The sequence below is a fragment of the Rhodococcus sp. 06-462-5 genome (assembly GCF_002258315.1).
Taxonomy (GTDB): domain Bacteria; phylum Actinomycetota; class Actinomycetes; order Mycobacteriales; family Mycobacteriaceae; genus Rhodococcoides.
Window position 1 is genome coordinate 93,513 of the sequence record NZ_NOYD01000001.1, and the last position, 23,958, is coordinate 117,470.

Sequence of the window (23,958 nt, forward strand, 5' to 3'; positions counted from 1 at the left end):
TCATGGCCAAGCTGACGACGTTCCCCGAACCGAACTCCGCCCTCTCCGATCCCGCCGACCTGTTCCGCGAGTACCTGCGCTTCTATCGCGGCGAGTTGGTTCGGCGCATCACTGCACTGAGCGGCGATTTCCTGACCAGCACAGCCGTTCCCTCGGGGTGGACCCCGCTGCAGATGCTGACCCATCTGGTGCACATGGAGCAGCGCTGGTTCGTCTGGGGATTCCTCGGCCGTGCGGTGGACGCACCGTGGGGTGACGAGAAGAATGGGTCGTGGCATGTGCCGGACGATGTGGACGCCGAGACCCTGCTGCGCAGACTCGAGGACGGTGCTCAGCTCACCGACGAGGTGCTGAGCTCACACCGGATGGACGAATTGGCCACCCTCGGTGGGCGATTCACCGATGAGCAGCCGACCCTGATCTGGATCTGCTTCCATGTACTCCAGGAATACGCCCGACACCTCGGCCACCTCGACGTCGCTGTCGAACTGGCCGGCGGGCCGAGAGGTGAGGGACCCGAGAGCTGACGCCTCAGACGTTCGCGTACAGATCGACGGTGGTGCCGTCGGGGTCGTGCACGACGGCATAACGCTGTCCCCAGAACGCGTCCCAGGGCTGCAGGTGACCGGTGTACCCCGCCGCGGTGACCGCAGCCCATACGGCGTCGACCCCGTCGGGTGTACCGCAGTCGAAGGCGAGCGCAACGCGGTGGCCCCCGCTGGGCGGCGTCCACGTCGGGTCGAACGAGGTGATGGTCGACGGGAGATCGAACAGCAACCTGACGCCGCCGAGGTCGACCTCTACGTGTTGCTCGGCATCGGCAGCGGCCGGAATGTCAAGTCCCAGAACACGATAGAACGTCAGAGCGGCAGCCATGTCGGCGACGACGATTTCGATTCCTGAGAGGCGGGGGTTCACGGAAAGTAGGCTAGACCAGTCAGCCCCAGTTCGCGGCATTCGTCAGACAGAACGGATGCCCTGACGGGTCGAGCAACACCCGCCAGGTCCCGCCCGGCTGGTCCTCGGGCAGCGTCGCACCCAGCTCCACCGCCGCCGACGCCGCGGCGTCCAGGTCCTCGACCGCCAAATCGAAGTGAAACTGCTTGCTGCCGTTGGCATTGGGCCAGGCCGGAGGCCGGTAGTCGTCGACGCGACCGAATCCGAGCGCACTGCTCGGCCCCTGCAGCATCGCGTAGTCCTTCTCCGCATGGACGACGCTCCAGCCCAACAGCGACGACCAGAACGAGGCGCTGACCTCGGGGTCTGCGCAGTCCAGAGTGACCATCTTCAGGGTGGCAACGGGTGTCTCGGTCATGTGTTCTCCTCCTTGTGTCGGACCAGACTCCTACACTGACGCGCGTGCCGGATAGGAAAAACGCGACAACCACCCAGTCCGGTGTCCTGCGGCCGGATCAGCTCGCGAAATTCGTCGACCTTCGACGGCTGCCGTGTGCCACATCCCTGGAACCGTGGGTCGAGAACTACTGGCAGCTTCAGTGGACTCTGCCGTCCGGCAACTCGTACCGGAGTTCGACGCTCCCGCACCCGGCCTGCACGTTGAGCGTCGAGCACGGTTGGACACGCCAGGGCGTCGTCGAACCGGTGGTCGTGACCGGGGTGCTCACGCGCCGTTTCGACGTCGTCCTCGCCGAGTCCGGATGGGTTTTCGGCGTCAAGTTCCGGCCCGGCGGCTACGCGAGTTTCACCGGAACCGTGGCACGAACTCTGCGCGACGTCTCGGTCGCGCCACCGACCCCGTTCCGGTCCGAGACCGTCGCTGCACTGGCCGAGCTGGGAGGACACCTCGATGCCGACCACTGCCGAACCGTCGTCGACTCGGTTCTCGCGCCCTACGCCCGTGACGTCGAACCGGAGTACCGGACCGTCCTGGACATCATCGCGACGATGCTGCGCGACCGGACGCTGGTTCGCGTCGCACAGGTGGAACAGCGGTGCGGCATCGGCACTCGTCGACTGCAACGGCTGTTCGAGCGCTATGTCGGCGCGACGCCCAAGTGGGTACTCGGGCGGTATCGCATTCACGATGCGCTCAGTGAGCTCGACAACGGCTACTCGGGTCCGCTGGCAGACCTGGCCGCCCGATACGGCTGGTTCGACCAGGCTCACTTCACTCGGGAGTTCACCGAATTGGTCGGAATGCCGCCGAGCGCGTACCAACCCTGAGTAACGCCTTCGTCACGCAATGCGACTTTTGCCGATTCGTTTGGCACAGTATCCCGCGGTGCTCGAGGAGCATCTCGGTGAGGAACAGCAGCACAGAGGAAGAGTGGGCTTCAACGCATGATCAACATTCTCGTCGCCGGTGGAATCGCGTTGGCGGTCTCGATTCTGTTGACTCCATTTCTCATCGCGCTGTTCACCCGGCAGGGCTTCGGCCAGGAGATCCGCGTCGAAGGTCCGGCAAGTCACCACGCCAAGCGAGGAACGCCGACGATGGGCGGCGTCGCGATCATCGTCGGCCTGTGGGCCGGTTACCTCGGCTCCCACCTGGTCACGATGGGCGGCGATGGACCGTCGGCTTCGGCGCTGTTGATACTCGCTCTTGCGACGGCACTCGGCGTCGTCGGATTCCTCGACGACTACATCAAGCTCCGCATGAAGCGGAGCCTCGGACTCAAGGCGACCGGCAAGTACGTCGGGCAGATCAGTGCAGCGGTGATCTTCGCCGTGCTGGCGCTGCAGTTCCGCAATGGGAACGGGCTGACTCCGGGCAATGTCGAACTGTCGCTGGTACGTCAATCCACGTTCTTCACCATGGCCCCGATCGTCTTCGTACTGTTCTGTGTCTTCCTGGTCGTCGCGTGGTCCAATGCGGTCAACCTCACCGACGGTCTCGACGGTTTGGCGGCGGGGTCGATGACGCTCGTCCTCGGCGCCTACACGGTGATGACGTTCTGGCAGTACCGGCAATCCTGCGCCACCAACTCCGTCGCCGGGTGCTACCAGGTGCGCGATCCGCTCGACCTCGCCGTCGTCTGCGCTGCGGCCGCGGGTGCCTGCATCGGATTCCTGTGGTGGAACGCGGCCCCGGCCAAGATCTTCATGGGCGACACCGGCTCACTCGCCCTCGGCGGACTGCTCGCAGGCCTGTCGATCGTGAGCAAGACCGAACTGATCGCCCTCGTCTTCGGAGCCCTGTTCGTCGCCGAGAGTGCCTCCGTCGTCATCCAGGTCGCGTCGTTCAAGAGCACCGGAAAGCGGCCGTTCCGCATGGCACCCATTCACCACCATTTCGAGCTGGCCGGCTGGGCGGAAACGACCGTCATCATCCGACTGTGGCTGTTCGCTGCCATCGCGTCGGCACTGGGGCTCGGGTTGTTCTACAGCGAGTTCCTCGCCGCCGTCGGCTGACCTCTACGATTCTGGGATGACTGACGAACTGTCTCCGGTTGCCAAGGTCGACGCTCTCGCCGCCGAACTCGAACAACTCGATGCTCGACGCGTCGCCATCGGGGTCGAACTCGTCAACCTTCAATTCGGTCTCGACGGAGACGCCAAAATCCGTGCGACGGAGGTCTTCCACAGCGACTATCTGGGACGACTCTTCGCACTGGTCGACCAACTGCGCACCGACGAATAGTCCTAGCCCCGCTAGACAGCATCCGGGTCCGAGCGCGACACCACGGTCAGCCGGAAGTCCCGCAGCGACAACGACAATGCGGCCAACGCTGCAATCGCTACTCCACCGATTGGAAACACCAACCACGGATCGCCGATGGTGGGAGCGAAGGTCGACGGGACCTCGTCATCACCGAGATACGGTACAAACACTGCGTCTGTTTCATACGTTTCGGCCACATAGGTGTCCGAAACTGAACTACCGATTGACGTCCAGCCGAAGTCAGCTGCAGGAGGCGAGTTGATCTCGATACTCAACGGATGCTCCCACGACCAATTCGACTCGGCTTCGGTTGGTTGCGGTGGCCAATGCGTCCAGGCGAGTGCACTGCCCGCTCCCAGCGCGACACCGACGAGGATCAACAACACGAACAGGTGGACGCGGCTGCGCTGACGATCCTGGACTATGCGCAGACCCGAATCGGCGAGGAACGAGGCAGCCACGAGACCGATTGCTACCCCTGCTGCGACGAGGTAGAGCGTCACCGGGAACCAACTCGGGCGGGCGTAGGTCACGCCCAGCTCCTGCGGATCGGCTACGGCCACATGCCAGACCACCGCTGCGGCAGCGCCTGTCGAGGCACCGACAGCGGCGAGCACCGCAACCAGCTTCTTCCCTGATGGCCTGTCCACGGGCCGGACTCTACCCTTGACCTGAAGTTCGGTTCAGGTTTTAGGGTCTGCTTCATGACAACTACAACCAGCAGACCGATGCAACCGCCCGAGCGTCAGCCGATCGGGTTCTGGACCGCGCGAGCCGGGGAAGCCATTCGAGCACGAATCCGCGGCGCACTCCACGACATAGGCGTCACACAACCCGAATGGTGGCTCCTACATCAGATCTCGCTGCATCCCGCGGGAGCCGATCGCGCCGAGACGATCGAGAAGATCGGCCACAACGACACCCCGGAAGTGATCGTCGAGGCCATCGACTCCGCGCAGTCCAAAGGTTGGATCGTGGAAACGAATTCGCGTATGAAGTTCACCCCGGACGGTCGCGACACGTTCAGGCGCGCAGCCGATCTCCAGAACCTCCTGCAGGACGAGCGCATGACGGGCATCAGTGAGGCAGACTTCGTGACCACCATCGAAGTCCTGCAACGAACAATCAAGAACGTCGGAGGCAACGCCTGGCATTGGTGACGATCAGGTGCGTCGGGCCAGCTCCGACCTCATGTGTGAGACTGTCGGCTGTGCGAGCACTCGTTGGAATCTCGACCATCTCGGTCGTCTGCTCCGCGTCGATCACGTTGTACGCCGCCGCGCAACTGGCGACGATCGGAATCATCGAGACAGGGCCGCTTTTCGAGATCATGGTTGTCCTACCGGCGGTGGCCGCCATCGTCACGTCGCTTCTCGGTGCACTGGTCGGTCTCGGCGTCCTGGTTCGTTCTTCGACCCGAAGGCTCCCCTGTGTACTCATGGCCGTCGGCCACCTTGCAGCGAGCGTCGGCGTCGTCGCCGTCGTCCTATGGGCGACCCGGCCATCGGCGTCGGGTTGGGATCTGCTGTTTCTTCCAGCACCGGTTGTACTGGGACAACTTGTCGTACTGGCGGGTCTCGGCGTGCTGATTCGCCTCCGGCAGCGCTCGAATTCAGTTCGCGGACAACAACCCTAGAATCGAGGTTTCCCTCGGGCCCTCGAAATCAGCACGCCTGCAAAGAAGCCGAGGACTGCGCCCAGAACAGGCAAACCGATGACGAGCGCGGCCGACTGCCCAGGCATACCCAGGAACTCCGAGTACTGCGAATCGTCGCCGACGAATGCGTAGTTCACTCGACGAGGTGCGCCGGTCCACAGGACGATACCGATCGACGCGATGAGCCCGAGTGAGAATCCGATCAGTGTGGAGACCTTACGCATTCGAGCGGGCCTCGCGGGCCGCTGCTGCGAATGCGGCCATGCTCGGAAATCTCATGCCGACACTGTATTCCTCGGACGGCTCCGGAGTTGCTCCCCATCCGCGGCGATCGTGCCGCCGATCGATCCACACCGAGGCGATGCCATGCCGTTTCGCCGGTACGTGATCGTGGAACAAGCTCTGCGCAACATGGAGTAGTCGTGATCGTGGGACACCCAGCGTCTCGAGGACTCCGTCGAGCGCGTCGAAGTGATTGTCGGCCGGTTTGTAGGCCTTGACGTCCTCGGCGGTGACGATGGCATCGAACTGCACGCCGAGCCAGCGGTTGCTACCTGCGAAGCCCTCGCGATGCACATTGGACAGGATGACGAGCTTGTAGCTCTCGCGGAGGGACGACAACGCGTCTGCGGAGTCCTCGAATGCGGGCCAGTCCGAAACGGAGACCCCGAGCTTGTCCGCCCACTCGGCCGAGACAGGTAAGTCCAACGCGCGGCCGGTATGCGTGAAGGCGTCGGCGAGTATCCGAGGGTACAGAGAAGAGGGCGAATCGCGCTGCGCCTGAGCCTCGTTGAGGCCGTACACCTCGAGAAGCTCGTCGTCGGACAACGGCGAACCGGCCTGCTGCGCCCAAGGTCTGAGCACCTCGAGGATGCCGGCTTCCCAATCGATCAGCGTTCCGTAGCAGTCGAAGCTCAGGACGTCGTAGTCGGCGAGATTCATGCGGCCGGTCCTCCTTGCGAAAATTCGATGGCGACAGACTGTTCGTGCCGATACCGTCTGCAGGTCATGAGCATCGTACTGTCCGTGACCTGCCCTCGCTTGTCCGGCTGTCGATGTGGACGCTGACCGACCGGGATGCAAATCTACTGCGCGACAGAGTCTATCGAGCTGGTCACCGTGGTCCAGTCCGAGAAGTGTCGGGCGAGTGAACTCTCCCGCAGCGATCGCACCGGACCGCCGCTGGGAAACGACCCGGGTAGAATTTCACCGATCCAACTCGATCGACGACGAAGGGCAGCCCCATGAGTATCGACAGTACCGGCGGCCTCGAGCGCAATGTCGACGACGCCCTGAACAAGATCGACGAGCCCTGGCAGCCTCACCGACTCGTCAGCGTCAACGACTACGACGTCAAAGTCGTCAAGCTGCTCGGCGAATTCGTCTGGCACACACACCCCGACACCGACGAGATGTTCTTCGTCCACAGCGGAGAACTCACCATCCAGCTTCGCGACCGTGACGTCGTTCTCGGCCCCGGAGACGTGTTCGTAGTCCCAGCGGGCGTCGAACACTGCCCCAAAGCCGACGAGGAAGTCTCCGCTCTACTGTTCGAGCGATCGGGCACCGTCAACACCGGGGATGCGGGCGGGGAGATGACTTCTCAGGTCCACGAGTTGTGACGCGACTACAGCTGCGCCCTGCCGTACCGTCCGACGCCGACTTCCTGTTCTCGATGGCTTCGGACCCCGACGTCGTTCGGTGGGTCGGAGGCGGAACGCCCTGGAGTAGAGACTATTTCGATGGGCGTTTCTCGCGCGCCCTGAACGCGGAGGACACCCGAACGCCGGATGTGCCGAGGTGGTTCATCGGTGCCACGGAGGATCGACAGCCCGTCGGCTTGCTCAGTCTGATTCGGCGATCGGATCACATCGAGGTCGGATACTGGGTGCATCCCGCCCAATGGGGTCGTGGCTTCGCCGGCGAACTGATCGACCTTGCGCAGGATCACACGGATGGTCTCCCGATGGCCGCGCAGGTGTATCGGGCAAACAGTGCCTCGCGTCGGGTGCTCGAGCGTGCCGGGTACACCCTCGTCGACGACGGTGATCTCATGATCTTTCGCTCCCCTCCGGAGTAGCCATTTCTCGGTTCACCAGGTCCTGATGGGACGGGGTCGAACCGTGGTGCGGCCGGTGGTGACGCCGCGCACCATGGGTCGCTTCAGGAACTCGTGCGGGAACCCGAGGTCGATATCGCTGGCTGCGTGCAGTGTGTCGAGGTGGGATTCGTCGAAGGTGACATCGAGGGCAGAGATGTTCTGCTGCAACTGTTCCTGAGTCCGCGCGCCGATCAACGAGCTGACGACGGACGGATGCCGAAGCGTCCACGCCAGAGCCACCTGAGCAGGAGTCACGCCGAGTTGGCGCGCGACTTCGACGACGGCGTCCGCGATTGCGAGCCCCCGCGTGGTCAGCGTTCCGTTCGCCTTCGCATGATCGCGTCGAGTTCCGGCCGGTGCGTCGGAGCCCGGAGTCACCAGGTCCGCGGCGGTGTACTTTCCGGTCAGCACTCCTCCGCCGAGCGGTGCCCAGGGAATCACGCCGATCCCGAGATCTGCTGCCATGGGCAGTAATTCGCGTTCGGTGGTTCGTTCGATCAGGCTGTATTCCACCTGAAGCGCCGAGAACGACGGCCGGCCCCGGACGTCGGCGATGGTCTGCATGCGCGCGACCTCCCATGCCGGTGTATCCGAAATACCCAGATAGAGAACCTTTCCCGAGTGGACCAGCTCGCCGAGTGATGCGATTACCTCCTCGCTCGGCGTCATACCGTCCCACGCGTGCAGGTACAGCAGATCGATGTAGTCCGTCCCGAGGTTCTTCAGGCTGGCTTCGACGGACCCCCGAAGACTCTTCCTGCCACCCCCACCGGCATTCGGATCCAACGGATCACGCGTCGCCGCATACTTGGTAGCTACCACGACCGAGTCACGTCGCCCACGGAGAAACTCGCCGAGATATCGTTCCGATTGGCCGTCGGTGTAGATGTTGGCGGTATCGACCATGTTGCCCCCGGCATCGAGATACGCGTCGAAGATGCGCTTCGAGTCCTTCTTGTCGGCACCCCACCCCCACGCGTCGCCGAATGTCATGGTGCCCAGCGACAATGGTGATATCCGCAGTCCCGAGCGCCCGAGCAATCGATAGTCGTCCATGCGCGTCATGTCCTGTCCCTCTCCTCGATTCGTCTGCCTCGATCACAGTCACAGATGCGTCGAGCAGCGGGAAGGATGTGTTCTTCCTGGGACGCGCGATACCAGGCCGATCGCGCTGAACTGCCCTACCCTGGACGAGTGCATACGACGCCACCGCACCGAGGTCGGCACGAGCTGGCCGCATTTCTGCGTGCCCGACGCGAGGCGCTCGGGCCGACGGACGTCGGCCTACCACCTCGGATAGGAGCGTCACGAACGCCCGGTTTGAGACGTGAGGAGGTCGCAACGCTGGCCGGTGTGAGCGTCGACTATCTGGTACGGCTCGAGCAGGCACGTGATGTTCGGCCATCCGCCCAGGTGGTGCAGTCACTGTCGAATGCACTGAAGCTGTCGGCCGATCAGACCGGCTACCTGTTCACGCTCGCCGGTCATCGCGCACCCGAGCGACCCGCCACCCAGCAGGTGCCCGACGGCATCGGAGCGTTGATCGACGATATCGGTCCGTTGCCGGCGATGGTGCTCAACCATCGACTCGACATCCTCGCCGCGAACGAGATGATGGCCGCGTTACTTCTCGACATCGACGAACGTCCGGTGCCGGAGCGCAATGTGCTACGAATGTGTTTTCTGGACAACCGGTTCGACGGATTCTACGAAGCGCGCGACGATGTCGTCCGTGGTGCCGTCGCCGACCTACGTGCCGCCTGGGTGAACCATTCACACGACGCCGAACTCGCAGCCTTGATCGACGAACTCGAACGAGGCAGCGCAGAATTCTCCCGCTACTGGCAGTCCCGGGAAGTGTCGGTACGCAGCCGGGGAGACAAACCCATGAACCATCCGCGCGTCGGACCGGTGACCGTGACGTTCGACGTCCTCACGCCACTCGGCGACCCGGACCTACGGTTGATCGTCTACCGGCCTGCCGATGCGCAATCTCGTTCTGCGCTCGACGAACTCGGCCGGCTACGTTCTCATCGCAGGCAGCGGCATCTGCGCACGATCTGAATCCGACCTTTCGCGGCACGGAAAGTCGAGACTCCATCGGTGCAGTGCTCCTATCGTTTCGAGCAGAACAAAGGAAGGTCACCGGCACATGCTCGAACGATGGAACGCAGCACTCGACTACATCGAGAACAATCTCGACCGTGAGATCGACCCGGACGAACTCACTCGGATCACCCTTACATCGGAATATCACTTTCGGCGCGTGTTCTCGGCACTGGCTGGACTACCACTGTCGCATTACATCCGACAACGCCGAATGACACTGGCAGCAGCGGACATTCTCGACGGACAGGGTGTACTCGACGTCGCGACCAAATACGGGTACAGCGCAGACGCATTCACCCGCGCCTTCCGAGACCTGCATGGCATCACACCATCTCGAGCACGCCGACCCGGAGCCATCCTTCGTTCCAGACAAGCCGTGACATTTCACCTGACCATCGAAGGACGAAGCACCATGCGATACCGCATCACCGACCTGCCCGCATTCCACATCGTCGGCAAAACCACCCGAATCCCACTCCGGTTTCACGGCGAGAACACCGCCATGACCGAATTCCACCGAAGCCTCGCCCCCGGAACCGGCGAAAAATTACGCGAACTCGCCGACCTGCCCGAACTCCCCGACATCCTCTTCGTCAGCGACGGCTTCGAACCCGAACGCGAGGACGGCAGTCTCTTCGACTACTACTTCGCAGCTGCAAGCACATTGGCTGGAACATCCGACTGGGACACCCTTGCCGTGCCCGCATCGACCTGGGCGGTGTTCGAGACGAGCAGCGACACCGCACTCGCCCCCGCACTCCAACAACTCTGGGCCGACGCCTTCAGCGAATGGTTCCCCTCCAACCCCTACGAAGTAATCCCGGGACCGGAAATCCTGACCGTCACCGAAGCCTCGCCCGACTGGTCCTCGGGATCGGGAGAACTCTGGATTCCAATCCAACGAACTCGATAGCCGTCCCCTACTCCTCCCCCCGCCTCCGCCGCGGCCGCGGCCGTCCATGGCCACTCAATGTGACATTTGGTGGCCTTTTCGGGGGTCAATGTCACATCGAGTGGACTGTCGGAGGGTACCCAGCGCACGGCCGATCGGTCTCGGCCGCCGTGCTCGGTAGTCTGACGGCATGTTGGCCGGCCGACGCGAGGGGTTACGTCGGCGATATCTGTCGCTGGGGCTCGGCGAGCTGGCCGCAGCCGTTGTCTTCCTGACGCTTGCCCTCACCATGGCGATACCGCGGCTCGACGACCGACAAGACCGTCTCGCGTTGTGGTCCGCCCTTGTTCCGTTGCTCGTCGTGCTCGTACAAGCGGGTATCTACTGGCTGCTAGCGCGTTCCTGGGTCGAACAACACCCGATGCCCGCCTTCCTCCGCGGGGTGTACCGGGTATCTCGAATCCTCGACGTCGCGTTGCTGGCTGCCGGGTTGGTGGGCATCATCGTGTGGCTTCCCGTCGGGATCGCTGCTGCTCTCGCGGTCGTCGCCGTGTGGCTCTTCGGACTTATAGAGTTCGTCAACTACTTCGTCGTCAGACTGTCCTATCCCGCACGCCATTGGCTGTCGACTGTTCGTCAGCTGCGCACACCTCGATTGGTTCGCGACATGAACACTGTTGCCTGACTCCACCGACGGCGTACCCGGTAGGCACTCGATGTGACATTCAGTGGACTTTTCGGCAGTCAATGTCACATCGAGTGGACTTCGGTTGACCGAGCCGAGAGCTCAGGACGATCGACGAGACAGGATTTCCGTGATGTCGGCCAAAGCAGGGATTGCCGCAGAGAGTGCTCGACGGCTGTCCACGGTCAGCTCGTCGAGGGCGTCGGAAAGGACCTGCGAGCTGACTGCGTCGTATTCGGCGAGGAGGCGGAGGGCCTTGGTCGACGCCGTCAGGGTCGCTCCCCGGAGGTCGTTCGACGAGATCGATCGTTCGACGAGACCCGCGTCGACCATTGCCTTGATCAGGTTGCTGACGGTGGAGCGAGCAAGGTTCAGATGTGCGGCGAGGACGCCGGGGCTCATCGACGGCTTGTCGGCGAGGGCCCTCATCACTTCGACGTGCGAGTCGGGGAGATCAGGCAAATCCGCGGCCTCGCGGGTCGCGCGGAGCAGCGAGCGTCGCAGCGGCCCCAGTTGTCGCCCGAGTTCGATTGCGGAGGAGTGCATCGTTCGATGATCTCACATGTAGTTTTGCCGCAAACATAGTTTTGTGACAAAATGGACCTATGAATACAGAGACCTCGGTTCAGAATCCGGTCCCGAATCAGGACCTCAGCGGCATCGTCGGGCACCGCTTCATCTACACGTACGCGAACAAATGGCAGTACGAGATGTACGTCAAGAACGCCACGACGATCGACTACCGCATCCACACCGGCATGGTCGGTGGTCGGTGGGTCAAGGACCAAGAAGTCGATCTGGTCCAACTCGATGACGACGTCTACAAGATCTCATGGAACGAGCCCACCGGGACATCCGTCGTCGTCAACGTCATTCCCGGCAAGCGGCGTCTGCACGGCACGATCTTCTTCCCGCAATGGATCGAACTCGACGGAACCAAAACCGTTCTGTATCAGAATGATCACCTCGACCGGATGCGCGCCTACCGCGACGCGGGCCCGACCTACCCCATCTACGTGGTGCCCGAATTCGCCACCATCACCCTGTTCGAGAACGTCGGCGTGGACGACGAGACCATCGTGTCCGTGGCACCCGCGGATCTACCCGCCGGATTCGCCGACCGGACCAACTGACATGCAGCCGGACCTGACCTTCTTCGCACATCTGTCCGTGACAGTCGGCGAGCCGATCGACCTCGGTCAGGTATCCGACGGGCATCGCCGTCTCGTCCCGATTCTCGGCGGGACCGTTGAGGGCCCCTCGATGCAGGGCCGAATTCTCCCCGGCGGCGCGGATCACCAGATACTTCGGACCGCCACTCTCACCGAACTCGATGCCCGATACGCACTCGAGACCGATGCGGGCGAACGCATATTCGTTCACAACACCGGTATCCGAAGCGGTTCGCGCGCAGACATCGACGCACTGATCCGCGGAGAACATGTGCCCGCTCATCGCATCTACTTCCGTAGTCAACCCAGACTGTCCTCCGCCGCGAGCAGACTCCGATGGATGAACGAGCGAATGTTCATCGGATCCGGCGAACGACTGCCGAACTCGATCGAACTGGACATCTATCAGATCGCCTGACCGACGTTATTCCGCGCAATCAATGTGACGTTCGGTGGCCTTTCGGGCAGTCAATGTCACATCGAGTGGACTGGGAGAGGGGATCAGGCGATCGATTGGCCGTAGACGTGTGTCACCGAGATGGTCATCAGTACTCGTCGATCAGCGACCATGACTGCTCGGTATTCGTTCCAATCGGGATGTTCACCGGCCGCTGCGCGGAAGTAGTCCACCAGGGCATCGACTTCCGGGCTGTCGGGCGACGATCCCGGTCCGGTGAGGGTGACGGTTCCTTCCGCCGTTGCCCATGCTGTGCCGTCGGCGCTGGTCACTTCGAGCGCGGCGCGAGGGTCTCGGCGCAGATTCGCCGTTTTCGCTCGCCCTTCGGTGATCGAGATCGTGATGGTGCCGGCTGTCCGGTCGTAGAACGGCGTCACCGGCGAGAGCTGCGGAATTCCGCTGGCTTTGATGGTGGCGAGCACGCCGATTCGGCTCTGCTCGAGAAGCGCATGTGGATCGTAGGAGCTACCGGTCATGGACTTCCCCTCGGTCGTCGAAACAAGCGTGCACGAGCTTCAATAGGGAACGCCGTCGACAACGCGGTTGTTCCATGCCGACGTCACGGTTGTCTGTCGTCGAACAACTCCGCCGCGTATGCCTCGATTGCTCGACGGTATCTCCCCAGCGCCGGATCTGCGGCTTGCAGTGCGTTCCGCAGAGCCTGTGCACCGTCACCCTTGTCCCACAGTGCGAGTGCCACGAATGCATCTCGCGCAGGCAAGTATTCGGTGGAGAACTCGAACTCCGCGAGCATTTGCAACGCGTCGTCCTGTCTTCCCAGGTTGCGCAGCGAGCTCGCCAGTTGAATCCGAGCCCGGTTCTCTCTGTCGAGATCGAGCCCCTGGGACAACGATGCCTCGTACAGCGGGACGGCTGCGGATTCGTCGCCCAGAAAGTCCTCCAGGGAAGCTCGCTCGAACAATCCACGGGCATCGGAACACTCTGCAGGCGAGAGCAATTGATCGATCTGGGCACGCATACGCGCGGGATCTGTGTCGTCTGCGTCGCGCCAGAATTCCGCGATTCGATCGTCCCAACTCTGCATGGAATCGATCGTCCACGATGCTCGGGCCCGCCGCCACCGCTGCGTCTTTCGGCACCAGCAATGTCTTCGATACACGAGCAACGTGATCCAGAGAAGTCAGAGGGCCGACTCTCCGGCGTAGCGATGACACTCCACAACTATCGAACTGCCACGAATTCGATTCGATTGCCCACGCCATCGCGGGTATGGAACCGTCGTCGACCCGGGATCTCTTCAGGGTCGGCCCAATTCACTGGGTAGCCGGCAGAAGTCAACGCCGCAGCGGCTGCATCGACGTCGGTGACGAAAGCCGGGTGCGCCTTCACTGCCGGACGAAAGTCGTCATCGACACCGACATGCAACTCGCCGTCGGGACCACCCACACCCGGCACCCGAAACCAACAGCCCCCTCGTACGGCCAACAGCGGCGGCTTCGGGATCTCCTCCCAGCCCAGGGCTCCTGAGTAGAACGCCCGCTCGAGATCCTCTCCGCCCGCCGGACACGCGACCTGCACATGATGAATCATCGACAGAACGTACCGCCGACTCGATTGACACGTCGGTGAACGGTAGGCAAACGTATGGGCATGCAACTGAGATTTCTGGCCGGCATCTCGACGGCCTTCGCATTCAAGCTCCTGCTGATGCGAGCGCTGACACTCAAGCTGCAGCGAGACATCGAAGCACTGAACAACGGCAACTACCGACCGCTGCTGTCCTCCTTCCACCGAGACGCAGTGCTCAAGTTCGCCGAGGGAGACAGCCGCTGGTCGGGCACCCACCGCGGCCGCGCAGCCATCGAAAGATTCTTCCAGGACTTCGTCGCAGCCGGTATCCAAGGACAGATCACCGAAATCTACAGCGGCGGCGCACCCTGGCGAATGACCCTGCTCGCACGGTTCGACGACCGAGCCCACGCAGCCGACGGCACCCAGATCTACAACAACCGCACCGTGCTCCTGGTCCGCACGAGCTGGGGGAAAATCATCTCGCAGGAAGACTTCTTCGAGGACACCACACGCATCGACGCATTCGAGAAGAAACTGCGGCAACTCTAGATCCGCCCGCTCGGGCATGAGACTGTGCGATCCGCCGGTACTCAGTGTGACGTTCAGTGGCCTTTTCGGGGGTCAATGTCACATCGAGTGGACTTCAGGGGCGGACGGGGCGGGGCGGCGATAGGTCACCTGTGGGTAGTTGTCGGCATTGGTCACGGTGGCGTGCACGTTGTATACCGTGCGCACCAGGTCTTCGGTGATTACTTCGCTCGGGGTTCCCGATGCCACGATGGCGCCGTTGTTCAGGACGATGATGCGGTTGCAGAACATGGCGGCGAGGTTGAGGTCGTGGAGGGCGATGTAGCTGCTCAGGGGTAGGCCTGCGACGAGGGTGAGGATGTCGAGTTGGTGTTGGATGTCGAGGTGATTGGTCGGCTCGTCGAGCAGTAGTTCGGTGGGTTGTTGGGCGAGCGCTCGGGCGATCTGGACTCGTTGTCGTTCGCCGCCGGACAGGGTGTGCCATCGTCGGGTGGCTTTCGATGCCATGGCGGTGTCGGTGAGTGCTCGTGCGATGGCGGCGTCGTCGTCGGATGCGTCGCCGCCGAGGATGCCGTGATGGGGTATGCGGCCGAGGCGGACGACGTCGCGGACGCTGATGTCGACGTCGGTGTCGGAGTGTTGGTCGACCATTGCCACCCGTCTGGCGATGCGGCGTCGACGCAGTGTTCGCAGATTGTCTCCGTCGAGCAGTACGTCCCCGCTGTCGGGGGCGACGATGCCCGCGAGGATGCGCAACAGGGAGGATTTGCCCGAACCGTTGGGGCCGATCAGGCCGATGGTCTCGCCGGGTTCCGGCTCGAAGCTGATGCCGTCGAGGATCGGGTGTCCGCCGCGGGTCCATCGAAGGTCTTTGGCGTGCAGTGTCATCGGGACCTCCGTAGCCGAAAGAGAATGAGCGCGAAGGCAGGCACACCGATGAGTGCCGTGACCACTCCGACCGGAATTTCCTGTGGTGCGAACACCGTTCGGGCGATGGTGTCGACCCAGACCATGAAGATTGCGCCCATCACCACCGTCGTCGGGAGCAGTCTTCGGTGGCGCGCGCCCACGAGGAAGCGAGCGGCATGCGGAAGAACCAAGCCCACGAATCCGATGGCTCCGGCGGCACTGACGAGGGCGGCGGTGATCAGTGCGGTGATGACCAGCAACAGGATTCGCACATACTTCACCGGAACGCCGAGGGATGCGGCCGCGTCGTGCCCGAAGGTGAAGGCATCGAGGGCAGAGGTGTTGAACAGGCACACCACCATTCCCAGCAGTGCCACGGCCCCGCACAGTGCCACGTCCGTCCAGTCGGCACCACTCAGGGAGCCGAGCAGCCAGAACAGCACTCCTCGGGTTTGTTCGGCGTCGGCCGAAGATATGACGATGAACGACGTCAGAGCCGAGAAGAGTTGTGTACCTGCCACTCCCGCGAGTACGACGCGATCGTTGCCGCCGCCCGCACCTGCGGCAAGCAGCATCACCAGCACGAACGACAGCAGTGCTCCGGCGAACGCTCCGGTGGACAGCGACAGTGCACCGCCACCGACGCCGAGCACCGCGACGACGACGGCACCGGTGGATGCGCCCGACGAGATACCCAGCACGAACGGGTCGGCCAGGGGATTGCGCAGCAGCGATTGCATGATGGCTCCGCACAGTGCGAGGCCTGCACCGCAGATGGCGGCGAGCAGCGTTCGCGGCAACCGCAACTGCCAGACGATGCCGTCCTCGATGCGGCTCACTCCGGCCGTGCCGATCCCGATGTGCCCCAGTATCACTCGATACACATCGGATACCGACACGCTGGCCGGACCGATCGTCACGGCCACGCCGATCGAGAGCACCAACACCACGAAGCCACCGAGCAGAAGCGGGATCAGCAACCCGCGATCGGTCCGGCTCATGGGGTGGTCAGTCCCCAATTCTGCAGAGCAGCAGCAACTTTCTCGACCCCGTCGATCGTGCGGATCGAGGGGTTGAGGTCGGCGCCGTTGACGACGATGTAGCGCTTGTCCTCGACGGCGGTGAGTCGACTCGTGACGGGATTCGATTCCAGAAAGGCGATCTTGCTGTCGAGAGCATCACCGGCGATGCTCCGTCGGCTCAGGTCGGCGAGTACGAGCGCGGTGGGATCGCGATCGAGAACACTCTCCCAATTGACCTGTGGCCATTCGTCGGTGGTGTCGGCATAGATGTTCTCGGCACCGACGGATCCGGTGATGATGCCCGACGATCCACAGCATCCGGCCATGTACGGGGTGTCGGTGTCGGCGAACCAGTACGCCAGCGTCACACCCGAGGCGTCGACAGCTCCCGAGGCCTTCGCGAAGCGATCCTGCAGTTCGCCGACGAAGCGTTCACCGCGATCACGCACGTCGAAGACAGCCGCGAGGTCGCGAATCTCCTGGTAGACGGTCTCGATCTCGAGTGGTGACGTACGTGCGCCGTCGGAGTTGACGCTGTCGTCGGTCTTGCCGTTGCAGTCGGTGGGAGAGAGGTAGCTCGGCACACCGAGCTGCTCGAACTGGTCTCTGTCGGCGACGCCTCCCGGCCCGAGGGTGCCGCCGAACGACGCGGTGACGAAGTCGGGCTCGGCGTCCAACACCACCTCGAGGGAAGGTTTGTTGTCCGCCAACCTGGGGACCTTCGCGTTCTCGGATTCGAGGTTCGCGCGGACGGGGTCGGTCCAGGTGGCGGTGCCGACCATACGGTCTGCCAACCCGAGTGAGAGAAGGATTTCCGTCGAACCCTGATTCAACGAGACCGCACGTTGCGGCGGGGTGTCGACGACGACGTCGCGACCGCAATTGTCGATGGTCAGCGGATAGTTTCCTGTGGTCGGGGTGGCCGCGTCGGTCGTCGCCGTGGACGAACAGCCGGCGAGAACAAGGAACGAGACAGCGCCTAGTACGGCGAGAGTGATGCGCATCTGAAGAGAGCTTCCTGCTGAGGGCTCGTGTCGCGGAGCCGCGGTTGGAGGTGGATCGCGACGTCCGAGCATTCGGACTTCGAGCTCTCACTCGTCACCGTTGCGCGCCAGCTCCGGAATTGCACCGGATTCCCTCGTTCGTCGCGTGCTGACCCTATCGTGCGGGGTACCTCAACGGTCAGTGTGCCGTTGCTGTCACCGGCTCCTGTGCGTAGCGACTCGGAAAGGTTCTGCGCGCCACCACGACCACGGCCAGCGCTGCGGCGACCAGGGCCGTTGCAGCAGCGGTGACGGCCACGATGCCGCTGAGGTCGATCACCACACCGCCCACCAGAGCGCCGGTCGCGATCGCCAACTGGAAGGCAACGACGTAGATCGCCGACGCCTTGTCCGCATCGGCCGGGGCTGCTCTGACCACCGCCGATTGAATACACACCGGGAGGGTGGTGAAGGCCAGCCCCCACAACGCGATGGCACCGACGGCGAACACGGCCCAGCTGCCCGGCGCTCCGCTCAGCGTGCACCAGAGAATTGCCACTGCCGCTGCGACCGCACCCAGGGCGGCGATGGTCGAGTGCCGGGGCCACCGGTCGTAGGTTCTGCCGATCACCCAGATGCCGATCACTCCGAACAGTCCGTACAGCATCAGCATCAAGGTCAGAGTGGTGCCCGCCGATCCGATGGCACGGTCGACGATCACCGAGAAGTACGTGTACGCGGCGAAATGACCGAGGACGGCCAGGAACGTCACTGCACACAGGATGGCCAGGGAACCGTCGGGCACACGCGGTGTCTTTTTCGTCTCCGAAGCCGCCCGGGTGACCGGTAGTGCCGGGAGGACGAAGTACAGTGCCACTGCAATTGCTGCGGCGATGACGCCGAGAATCGTTGCTGCCGTGCGCCATCCGAACCACTGGCCCATGGCAGCAGTGAGCGGGTTGCCGGCGACCAGTGCCAGCGAAGTACCGGCGTACACCGTGGCGATGGCCTTGCCCTGCTTGCCGGGCAAGGCGAGCGACGCCGCGACGGGAGCTACGACGGCCCAGAAGACTCCGTGCGTTGCCGCGCAGAGCATTCGAGAGATCACCAACATCGGATATCCGACGGATACCGCCGAGAGGAGTTGCGACAGTGCCAGTGCGGCAACGGTGATGACCACGACGCGCCGTCGGGGCCACTCCCGCACGAACCGGATCAACGGCATCGTCATCACGGCGACGCCGTACGCGTAGAAGGTCAGCAGGAGACCCACGGCGGATTCGCCGACACCGAGGTCCCCGGAAATCTCGGGGAGCAACCCCACGGGCAGCGTTTCCGCCGTGACGTAGATGAATGCGGCTGCGGCGAGCACCAGCAGCTTCGGTAGCGGCGAAGACATGTTGTGTATCGTTACACACCGTCTGCGGAGCGCGCTACAGTGGGCCGGTGAACACTCGGGTGACCATGGCCGACGTCGCAGCGTCCGCGGGCGTGTCCACCATGAGCGTCTCGTACACCTACAACCGGCCGAGCCGAGTTTCCGCGGCCACCCGCGATCGCGTGCACGAGGCAGCCGCTTCACTCGGATACGCCGGTCCCAACCGCACCGCGCGGTCGTTGCGCAGCGGCAGGCACGACAGCATCGGCGTCGTGCTCGGCGAGAAGCTCACCTACGCCTTCGAGGATCCCCAGGCTCGACGCTTTCTGTCCGGTATCGCCGAAGCGTGTCTCGACGCCGACACCGCGCTGGTGATGCTGCCGAACCTGCACCGCGACACCGACACCGCCCGCATCCGAGACGCACAGGTCGACGGGTACGTCGTATGGACCACGGAGATCGACGACCCCCTGCTCGACGTGCTCGTCGACACCGGCCGCCCCACGTGCATCCAGGGTGGGCCCGACCACCCCGGCCTGAACTGGATCGCCATCGACGACAGAGCGGCAGCCGCTGCGGTGGCCACCGCAGCGTTGCACAGCCGATCTCGACCTGCCGTCGTCGCTCTCAGACCCGATACCCGACGCGAATCGACGATCGTGCGTGGCGCGGACGCGTCGGACATCTCGATGCCGGTCACCCGAGCGCGACTCGAGGGCTACCGAGACGCCTGCCTGCAATTGGGGATCGACTGGTCGACGGTGCCGACACTGTTCACCACCAACAACGCCCGCGCCGAGGGCAACCGAGCAGCTCGAATATTGTTGCAGGACAATGCAATCGACACGCTGCTCGTGATGAGCGACGAACTTGCCCTCGGGGTACTCGACGCTGCAGCCGCAGCCGGAATCGACGTTCCGGGTCGACTGGCCGTCACCGGGTGGGACGACTCTCCCACCGCAGCCGACGCCGGATTGACCACCGTTGCGCAGTCGCTGTTCGATCAGGGCCGGTCGGCGGCCCGGTGGGTGCTCGGACTCAGCGACAGTGTGGACGACGCGATCTGGAGCGTCGAAGAACGAGCATCGACCGGACGCGCAAACGGCCCACAAACCAAGGACACCGTGATCTAATAGTCCTAAAAAAGGGGATGTTCCCTGTTTATAGCGCTCAAGCAGACTCTTCGGCTAGTATCACTCATGGCTGTCCGGCCATGAGGGGGAACAGTGAGCCGAGAGCACGACGCGCCGCCCCGTCATGTCGCAGCCGTTTCCGGAACCACTGCCGTTTCCGGAACCACTGCCGTAAATGGAACCGCTGCCCAACGCGATGCGCTGACCGGACTTCCGAACCGCGTCGAGATCCTTGCGCTCATCACCGACGAGCTCGACCGACGCACCCCGGATCGCCAGTTCAGTGTCCTGCTGGTCGACATCGACGGATTCCGAGAATTCAACGACGCCCTCGGCCCCGCCCAGGGCGATGACCTGCTGTGCATGGTCGCCGACCGCCTCCTCGCCTCCACCCGCCCCGGCGACACCATCGGCCGACTCACCGGAGACGAATTCGTCGTCATCGCACGGGGCTGCCATTCCATAGCCGCGCGCGCCTTGGCCGCCGGATTCGCGAGCATCTTCGAGCCCGCATTCGAGCTCTCCGGCCGCCAACTCACCCTCACCGCCAGCGTCGGAGTCGCCTCCAGCACCGACACCGACACCAGCGCCACCCAACTGGTCCACAACGCCACCGCAGCCATGCACGCCGCCAAAGCCGTCGGACGCAACGAACACCACGTCTTCACCGACGAGCTGCACCACACCAACCGCACCCGACTCGAACTCATCGAACGACTGCGCGGCATCGCCATGGTCGAGCGCGAACTGACGATGGTCTACCAACCCATCGTGGAACTCGGGACAGGAACGGTCGTCGGAGCCGAAGCACTCATCCGATGGAACCACCCCGAACTCGGCCTGCTGATGCCCGACACCTTCATCCCCCTCGCCGAGGACGCCGACCTCATCGTCCCACTGAGCATGTGGATTCTCGCCGAGGTCGCGCACACGATCGCCGACTGGCAGACCCGCAACATCCACCTCCAAGTGGGCGTCAACATCAGCCCCGCCCACTTCGCCACTGGAACCCTCGCCACCGACGTCATCGACACCGTCGACACCTACGGCATCGAACCCGGACGGCTCGCCCTCGAACTCTCCGAATCACAAACATTGCACGACCTCGATGCCGTCCACTACCAACTCCGCGACGTCCAACGCCACGGCGTCCTCATCGCCATCGACGACTTCGGCTCCGGCTTCTCCTCCCTCGAACGACTCGCTACCCTCCCCGTCGACACCCTCAAGATCGACAAATCCCTCACCCAACACCTCGACAGCGACAACCTGCACCGACGCCGCGCCATGACCACACTGTGCACAGCCCTCGTCGACGTCACCACCACCCTCGGCAAAGACACCGTCATCGAGGGAATCGAGACACCCGAACAACTCCAGATCTGCACCGACATGGGCGTAACCTTCGGCCAAGGACACCTACTCGGACGCCCGATGCCCGTCGCGGCACTCGAACAATTCATCACCCGACACAGCACCCACAGCGAATCCGCATAACCCGAGGAACCGAACGTGAAGATCGACAACGAAGTCCAACGCTTCACCGACGCACCCCGAGCCCAACTCTCGACCATCAACCCCGACGGCACACCACACCTGGTACCGATCGTGTTCGCCGTTGCCCCCACCGGCGACCGCATCTACACCGCCATCGACTGGAAACCCAAGACAACGCAAAAACTCCAGCGACTCGACAACATCCGCGCCGACCCCGCCGTCAGCCTCATCGTCGACCACTACACCGACGATTGGTCCCAACTCTGGTGGATCCGCGCAGACGGATCCGCCCACATCGTCGAAACCTCCAGCGCCGAAGGCACATCGGCCACCGACGCCCTGGTCTCGAAATACAGTCAATACGAAAACAACAGACCCGAGGGTCCGGTCATCATCATCGACAAACTGTCCTGGAGATCCTGGTCGGCTTCCTGACCCCGCCCCCTTGTCCACTCAATGTGACCTTCAGTGGCCTTTTCGCCCGTCGATGTCACATCGAGTGGACTGCGGGCGGGTGACCGTGCAGCAATATTCGTTGGCACATCGAGTGCCCTGTTGACACACTGCTGACCATGCTCGACGTGCCCCCCGATCGGATTGTCACCGGTCGCCTTGTCATTCGTCGCGAGTCGGCCGGCGATGCCGTTGCCATTGCCGATGTGATCGACCGGAATCTCGTCCGCCTTGCGCCCTGGATGGGGTGGGCGACCGAAGAAGCCACACAGCCTTCGGCTCAACTCGCGCGTATCGCCGAGGCCGTCGAGCAGTGGGACGCCGGGGAGATGTTCGATTACGGAATTTTCGACCTCGAAGGCGGTGCGTTTCTGGGCAAGATCGGGATGCATCGCCGAATCGGCCCGCACGGCATCGAATTGGGTTACTGGCTCGACGCCCGGGCCGAGGGCCGCGGTGTGATCAGCGAGGCCGTCGCTGCCCTCATACAGGAGGCCTTGAAACTGAACGAAATCATCCGAGTCGAAATACATTGTGACGCAGCAAATCTCAGAAGTCGGGCCGTACCCAGGAGGCTTGGCTTCGTTCTGGACAGAATCGAGCAACAACCGATCGCAGCTGCGTCCGAGACCGGCGAGCACATGGTCTGGGTGTATCAACCCGACCGGCGATAATCCTGATCCGCTCGCGGTCGGACCGTGACATTCGGCCGCGGCCGCGCCTTGGCCTGCTCGTAACGCGCTCGAAGGTCGGACAGTACGCGTTCCGGATCGTCGCGAATATCGCTCGGCAGATGCGTCACGACGATCAGGCCGGCGTTCTGCGCTCGCTCGCGACGCGCCACCGTCGCCCTGTGCGCCGCGGGCGAGAGGTGGTATTCCAGCGAATCGATCTCCCAATCCAACGCGACGTCATCGAGCCAATTGTCGGCGATCAACAGGAACTTTCCATGCTCGTCGTGGACGACCACGTTGTGTTGCATCGGCGGAAGTCCGCTGCGCGCGTACAGCTTCTGCGCCCGAGCCTCCGCCACCGAGTGCGCGCCCGCAGCCAGTTCCTTCAATACTCGACGAGGCATCGCAGTTCCCCGCGTACTACCGGCGTTCAGTTCCTTCATAATCGCGTCCACGGTGGCCGCACCTCGCTGCACGACACCGGCAATCAACGCCATGCACTGCTCGGCATTCTTCATTCGTCGAACGGCATCGCACAAGCACCGAACAATCGGAGCGACGCGAATTCCCGACTTGATTTCCGCCGTCGGCATTCGCCACGTCCGCTCCACCACTGCGAAGCTCACGGACTTGCGATGTTGCGGCTCTGGAATCAGCGCGAAAGTCTCATCCGGCGAGACCGACGTTCCCAACCCGTGCAACGCCAACCCCGCCCGACCGCTGATGAGAGCATCTTTGCCGCAGTAGATCGCCACCGCGGTAGCGCGTTCCAGCGGCGTCAGCGATCGATTCTTCAAGAACACCAACCCAGGTAGCGCCCGTGACCAGGTGCCGTCCGGCTGAGTGCGTCGAACAATGGTCTTCGACGCCACCCCGAGCTCGAGTAGATGCGCTGTCCGCATGAAGCCACGATCCGAAGCAGCCGCGATCACCTTCGCATCGACTCGCGCTCCACCCCGCTTCATACCCATGATGATGCACAGTCCGCGCACCCCGAATCCGCTCCGACGACGGGAAACGAACTTCCCTGTGGATAACTCACGCCCTGTGGACAAACCTTCACCCCACGTGCGCCGAGGCGACGCCGTACCAAGGTCCAGTGCACCCGAGAATCCGCTGCCCGCGCCCGACCTGGGGTCCACTCGATGTGACA

At 63.3% G+C, this 23,958-nt stretch carries 33 protein-coding genes and 1 riboswitch; of the genes, 18 read left to right on the plus strand and 15 right to left on the minus strand.

Annotated features, from left to right (window positions below; translation table 11 throughout):
• The first annotated feature begins 2 nt into the window (after positions 1 to 2).
• Positions 3 to 527, plus strand: coding sequence for a DUF664 domain-containing protein (locus tag CH251_RS00450; protein WP_094611336.1), 525 nt, complete (start codon positions 3 to 5; stop codon positions 525 to 527).
• Positions 528 to 531: 4 nt separating this feature from the next.
• Here the strand turns inward: CH251_RS00450 and CH251_RS00455 are convergent, their stop codons facing one another.
• Together CH251_RS00455 and CH251_RS00460 are read right to left on the minus strand one after the other, a co-directional pair.
• Positions 532 to 957 (minus strand): VOC family protein, encoded by a 426-nt coding sequence (locus CH251_RS00455; protein WP_218828255.1) that lies wholly within the window; start codon positions 955 to 957, stop codon positions 532 to 534.
• Positions 938 to 1,315, minus strand: a complete 378-nt coding sequence (locus tag CH251_RS00460) for a VOC family protein (RefSeq protein WP_094611338.1) — start codon at positions 1,313 to 1,315, stop codon at positions 938 to 940. Before CH251_RS00460 ends, CH251_RS00455 begins: the two co-directional genes overlap by 20 nt.
• Positions 1,316 to 1,359: 44 nt before the next feature.
• Here CH251_RS00460 and CH251_RS00465 point away from each other — a divergent pair, with 44 nt between their 5' ends.
• The 3 genes from CH251_RS00465 to CH251_RS00475 all read left to right on the plus strand — a co-directional run bounded on the left by CH251_RS00465 (position 1,360) and on the right by CH251_RS00475 (position 3,601).
• Positions 1,360 to 2,184: a helix-turn-helix transcriptional regulator gene (locus CH251_RS00465; RefSeq protein ID WP_256978728.1), complete on the plus strand. Its 825-nt coding sequence runs from the start codon at positions 1,360 to 1,362 to the stop codon at positions 2,182 to 2,184.
• Positions 2,185 to 2,301: 117 nt separating this feature from the next.
• A complete protein-coding gene (gene mraY / locus CH251_RS00470) occupies positions 2,302 to 3,372 on the plus strand; it encodes a phospho-N-acetylmuramoyl-pentapeptide-transferase (protein ID WP_094611339.1) in 1,071 nt (356 codons plus the stop codon).
• Between the two features lie 16 nt (positions 3,373 to 3,388).
• A complete protein-coding gene (locus CH251_RS00475; RefSeq protein ID WP_032397043.1) occupies positions 3,389 to 3,601 on the plus strand; it encodes a hypothetical protein in 213 nt (70 codons plus the stop codon).
• 11 nt (positions 3,602 to 3,612) lie between these two features.
• On the opposite strand, the gene CH251_RS00480 is transcribed toward CH251_RS00475, so the two are convergent.
• Entirely contained in the window at positions 3,613 to 4,272 is a 660-nt protein-coding gene (locus CH251_RS00480) for a hypothetical protein (RefSeq protein ID WP_094611340.1), read from the minus strand.
• A gap of 54 nt (positions 4,273 to 4,326) precedes the next feature.
• On the opposite strand from CH251_RS00480, the gene CH251_RS00485 reads away from it, so the two are divergent.
• Positions 4,327 to 4,782 carry a MarR family winged helix-turn-helix transcriptional regulator gene (locus CH251_RS00485; protein WP_094611341.1) on the plus strand — a complete coding sequence of 152 codons (456 nt, stop codon included), beginning with the start codon at positions 4,327 to 4,329 and terminating at the stop codon, positions 4,780 to 4,782.
• Between the two features lie 50 nt (positions 4,783 to 4,832).
• Positions 4,833 to 5,258, plus strand: a complete 426-nt coding sequence (locus CH251_RS00490) for a hypothetical protein (protein ID WP_094611342.1) — start codon at positions 4,833 to 4,835, stop codon at positions 5,256 to 5,258.
• Here CH251_RS00490 and CH251_RS00495 read toward each other — a convergent pair.
• Both CH251_RS00495 and CH251_RS00500 read right to left on the minus strand, forming a co-directional pair.
• Complete coding sequence (locus CH251_RS00495) at positions 5,255 to 5,503, minus strand: hypothetical protein (protein WP_094611343.1); 249 nt, start codon at positions 5,501 to 5,503, stop codon at positions 5,255 to 5,257. The two genes, CH251_RS00490 and CH251_RS00495, sit on opposite strands and share 4 nt — an antisense overlap.
• Positions 5,496 to 6,221, minus strand: coding sequence for an HAD-IA family hydrolase (locus tag CH251_RS00500; protein ID WP_094611344.1), 726 nt, complete (start codon positions 6,219 to 6,221; stop codon positions 5,496 to 5,498). The genes CH251_RS00495 and CH251_RS00500 overlap by 8 nt, the downstream gene beginning before the upstream one ends.
• A gap of 302 nt (positions 6,222 to 6,523) precedes the next feature.
• Here CH251_RS00500 and CH251_RS00505 point away from each other — a divergent pair, with 302 nt between their 5' ends.
• Together CH251_RS00505 and CH251_RS00510 are read left to right on the plus strand one after the other, a co-directional pair.
• Positions 6,524 to 6,901: a cupin domain-containing protein gene (locus tag CH251_RS00505; RefSeq protein ID WP_094611345.1), complete on the plus strand. Its 378-nt coding sequence runs from the start codon at positions 6,524 to 6,526 to the stop codon at positions 6,899 to 6,901.
• Entirely contained in the window at positions 6,898 to 7,359 is a 462-nt protein-coding gene (locus CH251_RS00510; RefSeq protein ID WP_179273662.1) for a GNAT family N-acetyltransferase, read from the plus strand. Before CH251_RS00505 ends, CH251_RS00510 begins: the two co-directional genes overlap by 4 nt.
• 12 nt (positions 7,360 to 7,371) lie before the next feature.
• On the opposite strand, the gene CH251_RS00515 is transcribed toward CH251_RS00510, so the two are convergent.
• A complete protein-coding gene (locus CH251_RS00515; protein ID WP_094611347.1) occupies positions 7,372 to 8,445 on the minus strand; it encodes an aldo/keto reductase in 1,074 nt (357 codons plus the stop codon).
• Between the two features lie 129 nt (positions 8,446 to 8,574).
• Here CH251_RS00515 and CH251_RS00520 point away from each other — a divergent pair, with 129 nt between their 5' ends.
• The 3 genes from CH251_RS00520 to CH251_RS00530 all read left to right on the plus strand — a co-directional run bounded on the left by CH251_RS00520 (position 8,575) and on the right by CH251_RS00530 (position 11,066).
• Positions 8,575 to 9,444 (plus strand): helix-turn-helix transcriptional regulator, encoded by an 870-nt coding sequence (locus tag CH251_RS00520; RefSeq protein WP_256978729.1) that lies wholly within the window; start codon positions 8,575 to 8,577, stop codon positions 9,442 to 9,444.
• Between the two features lie 88 nt (positions 9,445 to 9,532).
• Positions 9,533 to 10,402: a helix-turn-helix domain-containing protein gene (locus CH251_RS00525; RefSeq protein WP_094611349.1), complete on the plus strand. Its 870-nt coding sequence runs from the start codon at positions 9,533 to 9,535 to the stop codon at positions 10,400 to 10,402.
• A gap of 169 nt (positions 10,403 to 10,571) precedes the next feature.
• Positions 10,572 to 11,066 (plus strand): hypothetical protein, encoded by a 495-nt coding sequence (locus tag CH251_RS00530; protein WP_094611350.1) that lies wholly within the window; start codon positions 10,572 to 10,574, stop codon positions 11,064 to 11,066.
• A gap of 102 nt (positions 11,067 to 11,168) precedes the next feature.
• Here the strand turns inward: CH251_RS00530 and CH251_RS00535 are convergent, their stop codons facing one another.
• Complete coding sequence (locus CH251_RS00535; protein ID WP_094611351.1) at positions 11,169 to 11,612, minus strand: MarR family winged helix-turn-helix transcriptional regulator; 444 nt, start codon at positions 11,610 to 11,612, stop codon at positions 11,169 to 11,171.
• A 59-nt stretch (positions 11,613 to 11,671) separates the two neighbouring features.
• Between CH251_RS00535 and CH251_RS00540 the strand changes: the two genes are divergently transcribed.
• Both CH251_RS00540 and CH251_RS00545 read left to right on the plus strand, forming a co-directional pair.
• Positions 11,672 to 12,199, plus strand: coding sequence for a phenolic acid decarboxylase (locus CH251_RS00540; RefSeq protein WP_094611352.1), 528 nt, complete (start codon positions 11,672 to 11,674; stop codon positions 12,197 to 12,199).
• A gap of 1 nt (position 12,200) precedes the next feature.
• On the plus strand, positions 12,201 to 12,656 hold the full coding sequence (locus tag CH251_RS00545; protein WP_094611353.1) for a DUF3237 domain-containing protein: 456 nt from the start codon (positions 12,201 to 12,203) through the stop codon (positions 12,654 to 12,656).
• Positions 12,657 to 12,739: 83 nt separating this feature from the next.
• Here CH251_RS00545 and CH251_RS00550 read toward each other — a convergent pair whose 3' ends face one another.
• The 3 genes from CH251_RS00550 to CH251_RS00560 form a co-directional block, all read right to left on the minus strand.
• Positions 12,740 to 13,171, minus strand: a complete 432-nt coding sequence (locus CH251_RS00550; protein WP_094611354.1) for a PPOX class F420-dependent oxidoreductase — start codon at positions 13,169 to 13,171, stop codon at positions 12,740 to 12,742.
• A gap of 83 nt (positions 13,172 to 13,254) precedes the next feature.
• On the minus strand, positions 13,255 to 13,740 hold the full coding sequence (locus tag CH251_RS00555; protein WP_094611355.1) for a tetratricopeptide repeat protein: 486 nt from the start codon (positions 13,738 to 13,740) through the stop codon (positions 13,255 to 13,257).
• A 137-nt stretch (positions 13,741 to 13,877) separates the two neighbouring features.
• Complete coding sequence (locus CH251_RS00560; RefSeq protein ID WP_094611356.1) at positions 13,878 to 14,246, minus strand: glyoxalase; 369 nt, start codon at positions 14,244 to 14,246, stop codon at positions 13,878 to 13,880.
• 60 nt (positions 14,247 to 14,306) lie between these two features.
• On the opposite strand from CH251_RS00560, the gene CH251_RS00565 reads away from it, so the two are divergent.
• Positions 14,307 to 14,777: a nuclear transport factor 2 family protein gene (locus CH251_RS00565; RefSeq protein WP_179273663.1), complete on the plus strand. Its 471-nt coding sequence runs from the start codon at positions 14,307 to 14,309 to the stop codon at positions 14,775 to 14,777.
• 78 nt (positions 14,778 to 14,855) lie between these two features.
• Here the strand turns inward: CH251_RS00565 and CH251_RS00570 are convergent, their stop codons facing one another.
• From CH251_RS00570 to CH251_RS00585, 4 genes are all read right to left on the minus strand, one after another.
• A complete protein-coding gene (locus tag CH251_RS00570; protein WP_094611358.1) occupies positions 14,856 to 15,644 on the minus strand; it encodes an ABC transporter ATP-binding protein in 789 nt (262 codons plus the stop codon).
• Positions 15,641 to 16,666 carry an iron ABC transporter permease gene (locus CH251_RS00575; protein WP_094611359.1) on the minus strand — a complete coding sequence of 342 codons (1,026 nt, stop codon included), beginning with the start codon at positions 16,664 to 16,666 and terminating at the stop codon, positions 15,641 to 15,643. Before CH251_RS00575 ends, CH251_RS00570 begins: the two co-directional genes overlap by 4 nt.
• Positions 16,663 to 17,691: an ABC transporter substrate-binding protein gene (locus CH251_RS00580; RefSeq protein ID WP_094611360.1), complete on the minus strand. Its 1,029-nt coding sequence runs from the start codon at positions 17,689 to 17,691 to the stop codon at positions 16,663 to 16,665. Before CH251_RS00580 ends, CH251_RS00575 begins: the two co-directional genes overlap by 4 nt.
• 68 nt (positions 17,692 to 17,759) lie before the next feature.
• A riboswitch (cobalamin riboswitch) is annotated at positions 17,760 to 17,824 on the minus strand.
• Between the two features lie 45 nt (positions 17,825 to 17,869).
• Entirely contained in the window at positions 17,870 to 19,069 is a 1,200-nt protein-coding gene (locus CH251_RS00585; RefSeq protein ID WP_094611361.1) for an MFS transporter, read from the minus strand.
• A gap of 47 nt (positions 19,070 to 19,116) precedes the next feature.
• On the opposite strand from CH251_RS00585, the gene CH251_RS00590 reads away from it, so the two are divergent.
• The 4 genes from CH251_RS00590 to CH251_RS00605 all read left to right on the plus strand — a co-directional run bounded on the left by CH251_RS00590 (position 19,117) and on the right by CH251_RS00605 (position 22,805).
• Entirely contained in the window at positions 19,117 to 20,181 is a 1,065-nt protein-coding gene (locus CH251_RS00590; RefSeq protein ID WP_256978731.1) for a substrate-binding domain-containing protein, read from the plus strand.
• A gap of 93 nt (positions 20,182 to 20,274) precedes the next feature.
• Positions 20,275 to 21,678: a bifunctional diguanylate cyclase/phosphodiesterase gene (locus CH251_RS00595; RefSeq protein WP_094611362.1), complete on the plus strand. Its 1,404-nt coding sequence runs from the start codon at positions 20,275 to 20,277 to the stop codon at positions 21,676 to 21,678.
• Positions 21,679 to 21,693: 15 nt separating this feature from the next.
• Positions 21,694 to 22,113: a TIGR03668 family PPOX class F420-dependent oxidoreductase gene (locus CH251_RS00600; RefSeq protein ID WP_094611363.1), complete on the plus strand. Its 420-nt coding sequence runs from the start codon at positions 21,694 to 21,696 to the stop codon at positions 22,111 to 22,113.
• A gap of 137 nt (positions 22,114 to 22,250) precedes the next feature.
• Positions 22,251 to 22,805 carry a GNAT family N-acetyltransferase gene (locus tag CH251_RS00605; protein WP_179273665.1) on the plus strand — a complete coding sequence of 185 codons (555 nt, stop codon included), beginning with the start codon at positions 22,251 to 22,253 and terminating at the stop codon, positions 22,803 to 22,805.
• Here CH251_RS00605 and CH251_RS00610 read toward each other — a convergent pair.
• Positions 22,787 to 23,776 (minus strand): hypothetical protein, encoded by a 990-nt coding sequence (locus CH251_RS00610; RefSeq protein ID WP_256978732.1) that lies wholly within the window; start codon positions 23,774 to 23,776, stop codon positions 22,787 to 22,789. The two genes, CH251_RS00605 and CH251_RS00610, sit on opposite strands and share 19 nt — an antisense overlap.
• Positions 23,777 to 23,958 lie beyond the last annotated feature (182 nt).